Source organism: Constantimarinum furrinae (genome assembly GCF_014295415.1).
GTDB lineage: Bacteria > Bacteroidota > Bacteroidia > Flavobacteriales > Flavobacteriaceae > Constantimarinum > Constantimarinum furrinae.
This window is the reverse complement of sequence record NZ_CP052909.1, coordinates 1,342,416-1,357,392: the sequence shown is the minus strand read 5'-3', so window position 1 is coordinate 1,357,392 and position 14,977 is coordinate 1,342,416. Positions and strand designations below refer to the sequence as shown.

16 protein-coding genes are annotated in these 14,977 nt (G+C 40.6%); all 16 read right to left on the bottom strand.

Translation table 11 applies throughout. From position 1 onward, the window contains the following. Nucleotide 1 precedes the first annotated feature (1 nt). The 16 genes from ALE3EI_RS06195 to ALE3EI_RS06120 all read right to left on the bottom strand — a co-directional run bounded on the left by ALE3EI_RS06195 (nt 2) and on the right by ALE3EI_RS06120 (nt 14,901). Nucleotides 2-2,443: an MMPL family transporter gene (locus ALE3EI_RS06195; protein WP_186991996.1), complete on the bottom strand. Its 2,442-nt coding sequence runs from the start codon at nt 2,441-2,443 to the stop codon at nt 2-4. Then, nucleotides 2,436-3,608, bottom strand: coding sequence for a DUF2062 domain-containing protein (locus tag ALE3EI_RS06190; RefSeq protein ID WP_233280011.1), 1,173 nt, complete (start codon nt 3,606-3,608; stop codon nt 2,436-2,438). The genes ALE3EI_RS06195 and ALE3EI_RS06190 overlap by 8 nt, the downstream gene beginning before the upstream one ends. A 61-nt stretch (nt 3,609-3,669) precedes the next feature. Further along, nucleotides 3,670-4,041 carry a 3-hydroxyacyl-ACP dehydratase gene (locus tag ALE3EI_RS06185; RefSeq protein WP_186991991.1) on the bottom strand — a complete coding sequence of 124 codons (372 nt, stop codon included), beginning with the start codon at nt 4,039-4,041 and terminating at the stop codon, nt 3,670-3,672. Nucleotides 4,042-4,044: 3 nt separating this feature from the next. Beyond that, nucleotides 4,045-4,677 (bottom strand): LolA family protein, encoded by a 633-nt coding sequence (locus tag ALE3EI_RS06180; RefSeq protein WP_186991989.1) that lies wholly within the window; start codon nt 4,675-4,677, stop codon nt 4,045-4,047. Continuing rightward, a complete protein-coding gene (locus tag ALE3EI_RS06175) occupies nt 4,670-5,434 on the bottom strand; it encodes a polysaccharide deacetylase family protein (RefSeq protein ID WP_186991987.1) in 765 nt (254 codons plus the stop codon). The genes ALE3EI_RS06180 and ALE3EI_RS06175 overlap by 8 nt, the downstream gene beginning before the upstream one ends. Continuing rightward, nucleotides 5,428-6,453, bottom strand: coding sequence for a beta-ketoacyl synthase chain length factor (locus ALE3EI_RS06170; protein ID WP_186991985.1), 1,026 nt, complete (start codon nt 6,451-6,453; stop codon nt 5,428-5,430). Before ALE3EI_RS06170 ends, ALE3EI_RS06175 begins: the two co-directional genes overlap by 7 nt. Further along, entirely contained in the window at nt 6,450-7,670 is a 1,221-nt protein-coding gene (locus tag ALE3EI_RS06165) for a beta-ketoacyl-[acyl-carrier-protein] synthase family protein (RefSeq protein ID WP_262891078.1), read from the bottom strand. Before ALE3EI_RS06165 ends, ALE3EI_RS06170 begins: the two co-directional genes overlap by 4 nt. Beyond that, on the bottom strand, nt 7,648-7,905 hold the full coding sequence (locus ALE3EI_RS06160; protein ID WP_186991983.1) for a phosphopantetheine-binding protein: 258 nt from the start codon (nt 7,903-7,905) through the stop codon (nt 7,648-7,650). Before ALE3EI_RS06160 ends, ALE3EI_RS06165 begins: the two co-directional genes overlap by 23 nt. Beyond that, nucleotides 7,905-8,462 (bottom strand): 3-oxoacyl-ACP synthase, encoded by a 558-nt coding sequence (locus tag ALE3EI_RS06155; protein ID WP_233280010.1) that lies wholly within the window; start codon nt 8,460-8,462, stop codon nt 7,905-7,907. The genes ALE3EI_RS06160 and ALE3EI_RS06155 overlap by 1 nt, the downstream gene beginning before the upstream one ends. 54 nt (nt 8,463-8,516) lie before the next feature. Then, nucleotides 8,517-9,581: a methyltransferase gene (locus ALE3EI_RS06150; protein ID WP_186991979.1), complete on the bottom strand. Its 1,065-nt coding sequence runs from the start codon at nt 9,579-9,581 to the stop codon at nt 8,517-8,519. Between the two features lie 36 nt (nt 9,582-9,617). Beyond that, nucleotides 9,618-10,760, bottom strand: a complete 1,143-nt coding sequence (locus ALE3EI_RS06145) for a beta-ketoacyl-[acyl-carrier-protein] synthase family protein (protein ID WP_186991977.1) — start codon at nt 10,758-10,760, stop codon at nt 9,618-9,620. Beyond that, complete coding sequence (locus ALE3EI_RS06140; protein ID WP_186991975.1) at nt 10,761-11,198, bottom strand: acyl-CoA thioesterase; 438 nt, start codon at nt 11,196-11,198, stop codon at nt 10,761-10,763. Between the two features lie 4 nt (nt 11,199-11,202). Further along, entirely contained in the window at nt 11,203-11,640 is a 438-nt protein-coding gene (locus ALE3EI_RS06135) for a hypothetical protein (protein ID WP_186991973.1), read from the bottom strand. After that, nucleotides 11,637-12,533, bottom strand: a complete 897-nt coding sequence (locus tag ALE3EI_RS06130; RefSeq protein ID WP_186991971.1) for an LpxL/LpxP family acyltransferase — start codon at nt 12,531-12,533, stop codon at nt 11,637-11,639. Before ALE3EI_RS06130 ends, ALE3EI_RS06135 begins: the two co-directional genes overlap by 4 nt. Nucleotides 12,534-12,631: 98 nt before the next feature. Then, entirely contained in the window at nt 12,632-13,363 is a 732-nt protein-coding gene (fabG, locus tag ALE3EI_RS06125) for a 3-oxoacyl-ACP reductase FabG (RefSeq protein WP_186991969.1), read from the bottom strand. A gap of 11 nt (nt 13,364-13,374) precedes the next feature. Then, nucleotides 13,375-14,901, bottom strand: coding sequence for an HAL/PAL/TAL family ammonia-lyase (locus tag ALE3EI_RS06120; protein ID WP_186991967.1), 1,527 nt, complete (start codon nt 14,899-14,901; stop codon nt 13,375-13,377). Between the last annotated feature and the right edge of the window lie 76 nt (nt 14,902-14,977).

The following is a 14,977-nucleotide window of genomic DNA, read 5'->3' as shown; positions in this document are numbered from 1 at the left end:
GTTATAGTGGTGTTTTCTTTTCAGAATTAAAAATAAGAAGATTAAACAATATGGGTTGCAAAGTAAGCGCAATTAACAGTGCGGAAATTATCCCAATTACTGTGACTATTGAAATAGAATACAATGCCGGATGTTTTGCAAATATTAGCACACCAACACCAAGTATAGTTGTGATCACCGAAAGCAAAATTGAAGTCTTATGAGTAGCTAATGCCGGTAGTTGTGTTTTGTGTTCAAGAATTAGACCATTGGTAATAAAAATACTGTAATCCACTCCCAATCCAAATATAAAGGAGCAAATGATGACATTAAAAACATTAAAATCGATTTGTAACAATCCCATAAGCCCAACAGTGACGAGCCAGGTCATTCCAATAGGTATAGCTGTAACCAGCCATAGCTTCCAGTTCCGAAAGTACAGCAGCAACAGGAAGACAATCAGTATGGAGCAATAGAGGAGCAATCGGTTAAAATCATGCTGAAGACTGCCCAACAGCGTTTCATTAATTTCTACTCGGTCAATAAGCGTGGCATGATCTATATCGATGAAGTGACTCTTCACCTTCGGAAGGTTTTCTTCTGAAACTTTTACAAGGGAAGTTACGGTACTCATTTCAGAATCGATTCTAATAAAATCATCTATATCGATTAGTCCGAGTGCCTTATAGTCGTCGAGAGAAACAGGGGTAAAATCGGCATCAAGTAATTGATAGAATTCATTATGGGTCGTCGGTTTAAACCCATAGGCCGCGCCACTCTTTATGAGATCATTTTTGATTTGTTCTTTACGCAGGGGTGTCCAGAATTTCTCCCATGCTGAAATCCTATCCCGTTGTTGAACTTCTGAAGCGACTAAGGCACCCACCGAATTAAAGCTGAGAATTTCGTTTTGCCTATCTAGCAGCTGAAGGATTTTGAAAACGCTGTCATTGGCTTCCAATGCCTGTTGGAGATCCCCTCCGTGCGCCACCACATACACAGATTTAGAGCTTGTATTAAGCAGTTCATCCAGACCAATTTCTGCCTGCCGGATCTCTTCAGAGGTATAATTTAATTGTGCAATATCCTTATTGAAACCAACCATTGTATAGGTAAAGACACTCGATACGATAAGTAAAATTAAGGCAGCTGTAAGCGCTTTATTCTTATGAAAATGATAAGCGGCCAAACGATCGATAAAAGTCCGTTTTACTGCCTCCTTGTTATGAACTCTGTAAGTTAAGGGAATAAACAGTAGTGCGACTATGGCCGCTCCAAGTACACTTATCGCAGCAAATATCCCAAGATCCTGAAGCGCCCTTGAATCTACAAATAGCAAACATAAAAATGCTAGCGCTGTCGTTAGGCTACTCATTACAATGGGTCGGGAAACCTGTACCAGGACACGAGTCACCGATTCGTGATTCCTGATGTGAGTAAGAATATGTAAAGAATAATCCAGTGTTACACCTATGAGTACCGAGCCTATTCCTAATGAAATTGCGGAAATTTCGGTTCTTAACACAGACAGACAAAATACTGCTAATAGACCCCCGACTAGCGTGGGCGTGAAAAGAATGATAGGAAGGACTAATTTTCGGTAAAAAAAGATGAAAAGGAGGATAAGGATTAAAAGTGCTATCCCCACGGTGTATTGTATATCCTTTTTTATTTGTCTCGCATTTTCAACCCCAATTATGGCTCCCCCATAATATTGGGTGCTGACCCTATCTTGATATGCTGCTTGAAGATTATTACGGATCGTAAACAACATATCTACCAACGCCTCGTTTTTTTCGGTTTCGCTTGATTTGTACTTCGGACTCACAAACAACAACAAATGCCGTTCGTCCTTACTCACCAAAAATCCGTTCCTTACGTCAAAAATATCCCCGGAGCCCAACTTTTTGAGTTTTTTCAGACCTGTAGGGGAAAGACCCAGCGGATCGCGAACAATAGTCTTCTTGGCGATTATACCCGACGGAGATACAAGGGTCTTATAATTTGTTGCAACCAGATTCTCAATGCTGTCTTGGTTAAGTTTCCGTGATAGCCGGTCGAAATCATATTTGCTTAGAAACTGCGGGATATTTTGAAAAATGAAATCAAGAGTTTCCAGCATATTTTCTTCGGCTACTTCTCCTTGGATCTTAGCAATAAGGTCGCCCGAGTTATTTCTTAATGAATCGAGAAGTTTTTCAGCATAATTAGTTAGGTCCTGAACAGATCCTTCAGAAGTTCGTTGGAGATGGATGATAATTCGATCACTAAATGCAGCCGATTCGATGATCTGTTGTAATTTTTCATTTTGTGCCGAAGAAGGAATTAATTTTGAAATATCCTCATCAAATTCAACTTTAGAGGCTCCCCAAAGTAAGATCATAAAAACAGCAAACAGTCCTGCGAAAAATAACAATCTTCGCTTCCTGAAGTAATTGTGAAATGATATAAATACCCTATCCATTTGCTATTATCTTTTTAGGCTGAAGAACACTCAGCACCAGATATCCGATAACTCCCGAAACCACAGCTGCAGTCACCGACAAAGTTATACTACCAATGAGATAAGCTTCCAAATGACTAAGAAGATCAAAATCTGCAATAAGATCCTCTTTGGCGACATAAGTATCCTGCCCCAAAACGAGATTTCCTGTCTGAAGACTCAACAACAGCACAAACGGGATAAACGGCGGCAAGCTAATATTCGAAAAAGCGAAAGCGATTACTTTGTTCAATTTCAACAGGATCGCAAGAAAAATCACAATAATGGTGTGAAAACCCCAAAGCGGTGATAGGCCGATAAATACCCCGAGCGCAATTGAGAGTGCCTTTTTTCTGGGGGAATCGCCATTTCTCAAAAAGTCTTCAAGAAAAAATCGCTTTATGCCTTTTTTTTTTAGTCGGCGAATAAAATTCCGCGGAATGATATAAAAAAGCTTTACCAATAAGAACCAAATGATTAGGACGACGATCCGCGCAATGTCCATAAACGGTCTGAAATGTGACACCCGCTCACTTTGATCGTATAGGATATTGATAGGAACGTTCTTCACTTCGATATCAGACCAATGCGCTTTTACAATTACCTCAACTTCAAACTCAAATTTTTTGGTATTTCTGAAAAATCGAATTTTGTCTAAAGCCTTTATTGGATATAACCTAAACCCCGATTGAGAATCCTTGAGGTCGAGACCTGTTACCGCCTTCACCCAATACGTGGATACCCGGTTTCCCTTACGGCTACGAGCGAGAACATCGGCTTCATTCATGTTTCGGTCTCCAATAAGCAACATATTCTTATTGTCAGATTTAACTAGCTCCTCAATAAATACGGGAATATCTGAGGGAAAATGCTGCCCGTCGCTATCGAGAGTTATTGCATAATCATAACCAAGCCCTACTGCGTATTTAAATCCGAGTTTGAGTGCATTCCCCTTGCCTTTGTTCTTCGGAATATGGATTTGTTCTATTTGCGGATACTTCTCAAGGATATGAAGGGTATTGTCGGTAGAGCCATCATTGACAAGTACAATATCTGAAGTATACTCCAGCACCCCATCCAACACTTTTTTAAGCGTTTTGTTGTTGTTATAGGTAGGAATGACCACACAGCATTTAAGCTGTTTCATGTTCATTGTAATGTCCGGTAGTTCCATACACCTTAGCTTCTCCCGCGAATCATAATATTGGTTATTCTTCTACAAAAGTAACATTACATTTTAATACTGGGGTCGCATCCGGTGTGGAAGTATTGTTTTTAACTGTTATTATATTGGCTTCCCGAACCATCCGAAGTGAAAATAGCAGCATCGGCTCGATCATAGGGTCGACAACCGAAAGAAATTTTACATCCTTCACTTCCTGCATAAAAAGCGATTTGCCCGTGTGACCTTCGGTAAGATCTTTAATAATCTGAAGCATAGCGACACCCGGAGTTACGGGTTTTCCCGGAAAGTGTCCCCTGAAAATATCATGTGCTTTATTTAATTGAATGGTATACACCATGGCATTGTCTACAGTATTTTTCTCCTCAAGAACCCGATAAAAATTCTGAAAGGACATAAGCTAAAGTTTAAATTCTTGTTCGGAAACGGCCGAGTTCAGTTTTTTATTCTGAAAGGTGATTCGAGTATAATCGCCGTTGGGTTCATTCAGCTTTACTTCCAGAACTTCTCCTTTTTCTTTATCGAATTTCAGCTGAAAAGAGCCAATAAACTTCAGTATTTTCTTTTCCTTTGGAACAAACACTACCCTATAACCAACCGCATCGGTAAAATAGGTGATCTCAAATTTCGAATTGTCGAACATATCACCGTTCAGACTTCCTACGATAAGTGAATTAAGTGAACGGAACATTTTATTTGAACTGAGATCGTAAGCATCCTTTTTACCATCCTGACTCACAAACAGCTTATCCTCTTTAAAAACCACAGTACTTTTGTAGGGAGTCACATATTCCCACCGAATAAGATTTGGACTTTTAAAAACTAATTTCCCATTGGACGGAATGTCGCTTTCCATAACTTCCATATGCTTCACCTGTTCGAAGTCACTCACAATAGTTTTGGTGTTTTGTGCTGCCAGCTTCACCTTCGATTTCAACTCGTTCTGTTGTGAAGTGGTTAGTTCCTGCCCCAGAGTGATTTGAGTAAGTGTGAAGAGAAGAATGAGCGAGAATATTTTAATCGTTTTATTCATTCAAAAAGTCCTTTATCAAAACCGTTTTATATCGGTTTTGTTGCAAAAATAGCAACAAATGTTCCAAAACCTCTACAGTGTTTGCCTGGGTATCATGAAAAAGGATAATACTGCCCGGCTTTACACGGTTGATCACCCGCTTTTTTATAAGTTCAGCATCGTTTATGGCAGTATCATAAGATCGTACATTCCACCCTATTACCTTATGTCCTGTTCGTTTAATCGCTTTGGCCAGATGTGGCGTGGTGACCCCATAAGGAGGACGAAAAATAGCAGGTTGAGAACCGGTTATTTTTTCTATGATGCTATCGGTTTGTTCTATTTCTGACATCCAGGTCTTCGTACTGCTAAAGCTAATCGCGGGTGTATGTGAAAAAGAATGATTTCCTATTGCATACCCTGAAGTACTCATTTTTTTTACCAGTTCGGGGTGTTTTTGTACCTGCTTCCCAATGAGGAAAAATGTGGCCTTGGCATCATATTTTTTTAAGAGCTCAAGCACTTCGGGAGTGTATTGACCGTGCGGACCGTCATCGAAAGTGATGGCAACTTCCATTTTGGAGTACCGCTTCAGGCCCGTAAAAGCTTTAAGGTGAAAATTCCAGCTCAAACTAAAGGATCCTATCATTACGATCCATAACCAAATTAAGACCGGAATAAAATAAACCCATATGGGCAAATCATTTGCCATCCCTATCCAGACCATTACAGCAAGGAAAAGCAGGAAAAGGACAGATATATTTTTAAATTTTAGCATTGGGAAAGTAGAATAAAACTATGACTCCTTCCCTTAATCTGATTGTACAACAATATCGTTTTAACGGGTCGTTCAGGAGCTTTACTCCCAATAAGTGCCTGAGGGATGTGCTGTTCCTTCAGAATTCTATATCCCGCCCAAAATCCAAATCCGGATGCGGTATAATGTTCCCCGCTCAAATGCTTATACGATAGCTGAGGTACTTCGGCAAAAAGAGAATTCGCAAGGGTTTGGTAATATCGGTCAAAAGCGTCTCCATTGTGGCCCGAAATAAATGCATCAACGTCGTTAGAAGATAAACCGTTTCGATTTAAAAACGCTTCAGTCTTCTTTGCAATAGCTACTTCAGGTATCACTTCATATAACTCCACAGCGATTAATTCTATACCCTCTTCGGAGTCTTCCGAAGACAATATAAAAAAAGACGCCCCTTCCCCAAAAGGAACAGTAATTCCTTGTTTTTCCGAAGCTTCGAGCATACTCATATAATTAATAAATTCCTTGCCAAGTTCGTCAACTCCTCCCACCAAAACATTCTTTTTATTTTCCAGACATACCATTAGTTGCGCATCAATAAGGGCAGACTCAAAGGAAGCCGACCCATGAACATAGGTCGTGTTATAAGAATTGCAATTCATACCTAAGGCGATACGCGCACCAACAGTATTGTGTGTGGATTCAATAAATGCCGACGGACTTATATATTCCTCGTTGTTAGAGATAATGGTATTTAGAAATTTCTCGGTGTCTTCTATACATCCCAGACCTGTGCCAAGTAGTATTGCTTCTGGTTCGGTTATACATGCCTCACGTAGTGCTTCTTTGGCGGCAACAACGCCCATTTTTACTCCGGTGGCCATTCTGCGGGCAGCAACTGGGGAGATCAGTTTTTTATAATCGGGATGTATAGCATTTGCGAATGAGGACGAAACTCCTTGAGCATGATTCAGAAAATCTTCGGTGTAAAAAGTGTCCTGAGCAGAAATGGCAACAGCGCTATGGATAAAGCATCTTTTCATAATGTACCGAAGATAAGTGACGTACAATTGCCTCCAAAGCCGAAGGAATTGGACAGTATATTACGTATTTTCTTTTTCTGAATACGGGTTTCGGGTATCAGTTGCGTCTTGGCGATCGCCGTGGAAAAATTCAAATTCGGGAATACGGTTTGTTCCTGAAGTGCCAACACTGAAAATACTGCTTCGACAGCCCCTGCGGCTGCCAACGTATGCCCTGTAAACGATTTTGTGCTGCTGAAAGAGGGAAGGTGATCTCCAAATATTCGTATTAATGCTTCACTTTCCGACAGATCGTTGTTCATAGTTGCGGTGCCGTGGGCATTGATGTAGTCAATATCGGCGGCATTGAGATTTGCTGTCTTCAAGGCCTCTTTCATTGCCATATAAGCTCCATCTCCCGTTGGCGACGATGCAGTTTGATGGAAAGCATCATTTGCATTGCCATAGCCCCTAACCCATGCCATAATATATCGTTTCTCACGTTTAGCTACGGCTTCAGATTCCAGTATTAAATATGCTGCTCCTTCCCCCAGGTTTAACCCTTTTCGGTGGGCATCAAAGGGTGCACAAGCCTCGTCGCTCAAGATCATAAGCGATTTAAATCCATTTATGGTAAATTTTGACAGCGCATCGGTTCCCCCAACTACCACCCTGTCTAATTTTCCGGCTTTAATTAATCGGGTACCCAGCATGATGGCATTTGCAGCAGAAGAACAGGCCGTACTAACGGTGGTTACAAATCCGGTGATGCCCAATTGGGCGGCTATTTTCTGCGTACTGTCTCCGGCAAGATGACTGTTAATATATTTTCTGGTTCCGGGGCGGGAGGTGAATTCCTTAAAATATTTTTCGGTCATATCCATTCCACCCACAGTGGTGGAAGAGATTAGGCCGGTTCTTAATGTGTCTTTAAGATCGGCACCACTGTTATGGAGTGCTTCTTTGGCGGCGATCGCGCCTAAAAGTGCGGTTCGGGTATAGTTATGTTCTTCTGTAAGGTGTAACATAGAAGCAAGTTCCGCATTGGTCATTTTTACTTCACCCACCTTAATTTCGGAAGCATGGCTGGTAGTAATATGTTCTAAATTTCCAATTCCGGAAGCGGAGGAACGCAGACCACTTAAATTCTCTGCCACGGTATTGCCTATAGCCGAAATGATCCCCATTCCGGTAATGGCAACAGCCCGGGTCTCTCTATTTTGTCCTGTGCTTGGCAATGTAATTTGCTAAAACCGTAATTGACTGAAAGATCTCTTTTCCTTCTTTGGGGTCGGTTAATTTTATTCCGTAATCCTTATCCAACATTACGATCAATTCCAGAGCGTCTATGGAATCCAACCCCAGACCGTCTCCAAATAAAGCGTCGTCATCGGCAATTTCATCTACTGCAATGTCTTCAAGGTTCAACAGTTCAATAATATTTTCCTTCAGTTCTTGTTTTAATTCAGTCATTAGGTGGTATATAATCTGTTTATTTCATCTATTGTATGCGGCCGATCTCCTGTTTTTTCAACGAGATACAAAAATGCCTCATAATTCTCATTATCAAATTCAACCCAGCCACACAGTGCTTTCGAGGCTTTTTTCATCTCCAGAAGGCTGTTCACCTGATCGAATAACGGTTGAGCATTAAAGCTGTCAAATATAAAAAAACTATTCTCGGAAAATTGCTTATGCCGTATACATATCTCACCTATGCAAATGTTGGGAAGGGTATAGACAAACACCGACGGACTGGGGAAGTAATGCTCTTTATTTGAAATACTCTGTTGGTGTTTTCGATCGGTATCCAGACTGGAAGCCCGATTTGCAAATATCATGGCAATATCTTCAGAAGTGGTATCCGTTCTCTTCAGGATGAGCTCCGCACCGAGAAATGCGAGTTTACTTAGGTTGTCCATCTTGAAGAAACGAGCATATTTTATTCCGAGTTCATTATAAGCATCTTTGGCAAATAGCGCAAAATTTGATTGCTCGCTATAAAATATCTCTGCACCATTTAGGTACAAAGTCTCGTTTTTTATATGGCAAAAATGTGTTATGTGAAATTTATGTTTCACGAATTAGTCTTTCTTTTTACACACTAAAATTGTATGAAATTCACCCAACGGTACATCTTCTACAAGCGAAAGCCCGGCTTTTTCAACCAGATCGATCATCACCGTTGAAGGGTACATTTTACTGTTTCCATTTGCCAAGGCCGTAAAATAGATCGATGTCGCTTCCAATACAAATTTTGCATTGTCGAACTTCTGTCGGTCGGTAAAAGTTTCGGTAATATATAATTCGGTGTTGTGATCCATGGACGCCACACAGCTTCTCAAAATTTTTAAGATCTCTTCTTCAGAAAAACAATCCAAAAACTGACTCATCCATATCGTATCAGCCCCAGCAGGAATCTGCGGATCACTATCAAGCCAATTGATCTCCTGTCCCGAAATGCGGGTTTCCATTCCATGCTTTTTTGCATTCTGAAGGGCCTTATTCAATTGCCCGGGCAGATCGATGATCTTGATATGAATGTCGGGGTCTCTCTTACAGCAGCAAATAGCGAATTTCCCGGTATTTCCACCTATATCGAACAACAATTTTGGTTTAGAAGCAAGAACCTTGTCGAGCGCTTCGGTAAAAATATCGTCTGAATAGTGATGATCGAAATCGAACCAAGAACGCTGAACCTGTTCCGGTAGCTGTGAGAGTCCGTCGTAAATCGTCTTCCAGTCGCCCAACTCCTTTAAGCCGGACGGTGTTCCCGTTTTGATAGCGTCCTCCAAGTGAAACAGTCCTTTATAGCAGACATCATGAGTAAAATTTAAATTGACGTTTACGGTTTTATCATAATTTAAAAAATATCCGGTTTTTGTGAGTTCGTATTTATAGGCTTCATTTTGGGTCACAAGACCCGAGCTTTCAGCCATCTCCAGCAATACCCCAATTCCGTATTCACTAATTGATAATTGGGATGCAATTTCATCAATCCCCACGCCGCCCTTCTCCCGGTTCTCAAAAATATAGTTGAAGACTCCAAGTCTTTTCAGTGAAACGGCTGTTTGAAATACAAATGGAGCAAAAGCAATAGTCTGTGCTTCCTGTAATGCGTCGATGGCTCTTTTAGGTTTTTTTATCATATCGCTTTTGCTATTTAATTTCTGTATGGTTTGGTTTCATTGCGTTACTTTCTGAAAGATCGCTGCGGTGTTACATCCTCCAAAACCCGATGATGTCTTCAAGAATACGGTTAACGGCTTGGGTGTTGTTTTTTCTATGATATTCAGTGGCTTTGAGAGTCCGATCTCATCAAATCCCAGAGATGCAAAACAGGTGTTTTGCTGAAGGGAGTGCATCCCTACTATAGTTTCGACCAGACCTGAAGCACCCAAAGTATGCCCAAAATATCCCTTAAAACTGTTTAAAGGAATATGCTCCATCTCCAAACGGTTGAAAGCTATGGCTTCCATTTCGTCATTAAATGCCGTTGCCGTTCCGTGAGCCGAAATATAGTCGATATCTTTTTCGGTTAGATTTGCTTCGCTCATGGCCGATTGCACCGATCGGACTAAACCTTCTCCGGTTCTCGAGGGTCCGGAAATATGATTGGCATCATTGCGTGAGCCCTCCCCAAGGATTTGCACTGCTTCATTCGGGAGGTTTTCTCTTTCTGAAGTAACCAATACGCAGGCAGCAACTTCTCCCAATGTTATACCATCTCTGTGCTTGCTGTATGGTTTGCAGGGAAATTTACTCATCGCCTGAAAGGAATTAAAACCCGAAAGCACAAATTCGGAAATAATATCTCCACCCACCACAAATACATGATCATACCTACCCTGCTCGATGAATCGTTTGGCAGTCACTATTCCGAGTAATCCTGAAACACAGGCATTGGAAAGTACTAATGGTTCTGTATTAAACCCGAAAAAAATCTTTAAAACTGAAGACAACTGCGATAAATAAGCACTCTTCGATTCACTATCATTCTCCAGACTGTCAATATTTCCTTTGGTGGTAGACAGAATCAATCCTACTCTAGAATTCAGTGAAATTTTAGAGCTGGAGATCACTTGTGACAATGCAAGCAGCAACATTTTTTCGAGTCGGCTGTAACCGTTATCAGAACTCAATTTTTGAAATTCCAGATGCAGTTTTTCAGAAGGGATAACAGAAGCATAGCATGGTTCATTAAAAAGCTGAGGATCATTTTCAATATGTATTCCCGAAACCTCATTTTTTATCTTTTCAACCACCTCCTTACTGTCGAAGCCCAGATTGGAAATAATACTATTATATGACAGGTATGCTTTTTTCATTTACAGACCCATTTTATGTTTCCATCGTTTGTAAAAAGCGGGATTGAGCAATGCCAACTCCATATTTCCGGATGTTGTAAAAACCTGAATAGTTTCGCCATGACAAACTAGTTCTTTGTTTTCATTAAAAATATTATACCGAAAGATCATTTTTGCCGCTTCCGAAGGGATAAACACAGTTTCGATAGTCGCCACATCACCGTAACGTAAGGGTAGTTTGTGTTCCATGGTGGTTCTTACGATCGGACATACATACCCTTCGGCTTTAATATCCAGATAGGATATCCCGTGTTCCCGCCCAAAAGCTTCGCGGCCTTCCTCGAAGTATTGAATATAATAGCCATGCCAAACGATTCCCAGAGGATCGGTTTCATTAAATCGTACCCGGATCTCATGAGTATTCTTCAGCTTACTATTATGGGAAGTCGATTTGCTCATAAATTCATGGTTGAAGTACGGTTTTCATTTCTGAGGATGCTATGATTTCTTCCTGAAGACAAGTTTCACATTTTATCATCAGCATCCCCATTGCATTATAAAGAATTTCCACTTCCGTTTCAATTCGTTCTGAAACCTTTGGAAGTCTAATGATCGTCGCTTTTTTTATGGCTCCAATAAATCCAATGTAAGGATTTTCATTTAAGGCAAATGCCGAATAGCCCATATAAGCTGCAGCAGACTGAGCCATATGTTCGAGTATACCGGCTTCGGTAAACGATCCATTCTTCAGAAAAATACTGTCTTTTGGAATGGTATATCCGGTACAAATGTTATGAGAGTCGAAAGACAGAATTGTATCGAGCAATACCATTGGCCATCGATGCGGAATTAATCCTTCGATCATCAATGCATCATTTAAGGGAAGTTCCGGAAGTTTCATGCCGATCTGCGATTTTGTTTATCATCCCAAAAATCATAAAAATTAAACCATTGCAAAGGATATTTTCTAACAACCCGTTCCAGATGATTTGTAAATGTATTTAGTAAAACCTGCGGATCATTACTGTCTATCTCTATTCTTCGGGCATACAAATGATAGTGTTTTTTCGGTTCCCTAAGCACATAAACAAACAATACCGGAGTTTGTAAGCGGGTCGCCATATGGAATGGTCCCATTGGGAATTTTGCCGTGGCTCCTAATAATTCGGCTTCCATACATTTATTGACATTCAGATAACGATCGCCGGCGATACAAATAATTCGATTTTGAGCGAGGGCAGCATTAATTTCAAAAATATGAGACATATCGTCTTGAATGATTATAAAATGTGCTCTGTCCTTCTTTAAAAACTGATCGAGGTATTCTTTGATCTCCTTGTGATCCTGGTCGGTGATGACAATGCTTATGGCTTTTTTGGTTACTCTGTCTTTAAAAAAATACTGTGCCAGTTCGAAATTTCCCATATGAGCGCTAATGAGAATTCCGCCTTTACCCATATCGAGAACTTCCTTCAGTTTTTCTTCTCCGTCGAACTCGTAAGTATATTTATTTCGCAAGCCTGAAGAGATCGCTATTTTATCGATAAGTGTTTGTCCGAAGACATAATAGGTTTTATAGACACTTATAAAAGTCTTAAATCGGGAATATTTTAATCGTCTTCGAAAATAATAAAATAATCCCCGTACATTCTTTCTCGAAAAAACATAGAAATACGGAATAGGCAGATGCATAAGAGCATAGGCGGCATTAACGCCAAAATGCTTTATAAAGAATATAAAAATTTTGAATCCGAGTACGGTTCCTCTGGATTTCCCATCCCATTCTGCTGCCATTGCTTCTTTTCGGATATTAAATTACAAATCCATACCCTTCAGAGTTTCGAGGGTACTCCGCAAAAATAGCCCAATTATTTTGTTTTACCGAAGTATGCTTAAGAGTAGATTCCTCCGTTCACATTAATTACCTCACCGGTAATGTAGGATGCTTTTTCAGAAGCCAGAAATGATACCACATGTGCTACTTCTTCAGATTTCCCGAATCGTTGCATGGGCACCAGTTTTTTCAACTCCTTTTCATCCAGCTCACTGGTCATATCGGTAGCAATAAAACCGGGAGCCACAGCATTAACGGTAATTTTCTTTTTGGCTAGTTCCTGAGCCAGCGATCGCGTTGCTGCAATGACGGCCCCCTTGGCAGCCGAATAATTCGTTTGACCCGACGTACCTTTTAAACCGGATAGAGAGACAATATTTATGATCCGTCCGTATCGATTCAGGATCAGTTTTTCAGTTAGTAGACTTGTAACATTATAAAAACCATTTACACTGGTCTTGATCACGTTATGCCAATCCTCCGGCTTCATCCACATAAAAAGGTCATCTTTTACGATTCCCGCATTGTTTACGATCACCTCAATTACTGCATTTTCATTTTCCTTCTGAAATTGAGATAAGGCCGTTTGTACCTCATCGTAGTTGGAAACATCGAAGGCTAAGAGCGTCCCTTTATTTCCTGTATTCTCCAATTGCTTAAGGGTTTCCAATGCCGCATCCTTGTTTGAGTGATAATTGATTAGAATATGATATCCCAGATCCTGGGCGAGTTGCAGACTAATGGCGCGACCAATTCCGCGTGATCCTCCTGTGACTAAAGCATATTTCATACTCAAATTTATTATAATTCCGATTCAGAGAGTAGTTCGGTTACCTTCTGAATAAAGGGATACATAACCATATCTTCCTTAAGAACCGGCACAAGCGTGCGAATCTCATCGTACAATTTACGCGTCTTTGAAGATACTTGGTCTCTGGCTTCCAGGAAATCAATGGCCTGAACAATGGTAATCATTTCAATTGCTACGATTTCAAACGTATTTTCTATCACTTTTTTAGTGATCAATGCCGCATTGGCACCCATACTCACTATATCTTGATTGTCATTATTGTTGGGTATACTGTGAACATACATTGGGTTAGACAGCATCTGGTTTTCGGCTGTGGTGGAGGTAGCGGTAAACTGAATCCCCTGCATCCCGAAATTAAGTCCGAGTTGTCCCATATTTACAAAGGGTGGAAGGATGTCATTCAGTTTTGAATTTAGCAAATAGTTAAGCTGTCTTTCGGCCAGCATGCTCATTTTTGTAACGACGATCTTAAGTTTGTCCATTTCTAGGGAAACATAATCCCCATGGAAATTTCCACCGTGATACACCTGGTGAGTCTCCACATCCACAATGGGGTTGTCATTTGCCGAATTTACTTCTTCAATAAGGATCTTTTCAACATTGGTGAGTGTATCCAGGACCGGACCAAGAATCTGCGGAACGCAACGCAGGGAATAATATTCCTGAACTTTTTCTTCAATAACGTCATCGTCAGATATTCCATTATAGAGGTGATGCTCACGCTTTCTTGTGAGGCCACTGTCTGTAAGATGTTCGCGCATGAGTTGGGCAATTTGTCGCTGACCCGTATGTTTTTTAGACATATTAAGTTCGAGGGACAAATGATCGTCATAGGCCTTTACGATCTCGTTGATGGCGGACGAACCGGACACCATTCGATGTAAGAGATTTCGGGTTTTGATGGTATTTAGTATTCCAATCCCAGTCATCACCGAGGTACCGTTCATAAGTGCGATACCTTCACGTAATTCAACCTGTATGGGCTTTATATTTTCCTTCTGAAAAACCTCTTGAGTAGTTTGGCGTTCACCCTTGTAAATTACTTCGCCTTCACCGATAAGAACCAAGGCAAGATGTGCCAATTGCACCAGATCACCACTGGCTCCAACCCCACCATGCTCATAGATGATGGGAGTAATGTTTTTATTGATGAGTGTGACCATTAACTGGATGACTGAAGGATGCACCCCCGATTTTCCTAAACACAAAGTATTTAAGCGGGCTAACATTGCTGCTTTCACACAGTCTACAGGAAGGATGTTCCCACTTCCCGAGGAATGACTACGAATTAAGTTATACTGGAGTTGGATTTGCTGTGTAGCCTCAATTTTGTATTGAGCCATAGGTCCAAAACCGGTGTTTACACCATAAATGACCTTATTCTTTGAAAATTCCCGCAAAAAATTGAAGCTCTCCTCGACTCGGTTCAAAGCGTTTTCACTAATAGCAACAGATTCGCCCTTAAGGACTACCCTATAAAAATCTTCTATTTTTAATCCGCCATTAATTGTGATCATGTTCAGAGTCTCTCACTTTTTATAAAATACTATAGAATAACTTAAACTAAAGTAGTTATTTTGGACTGCAAATGTA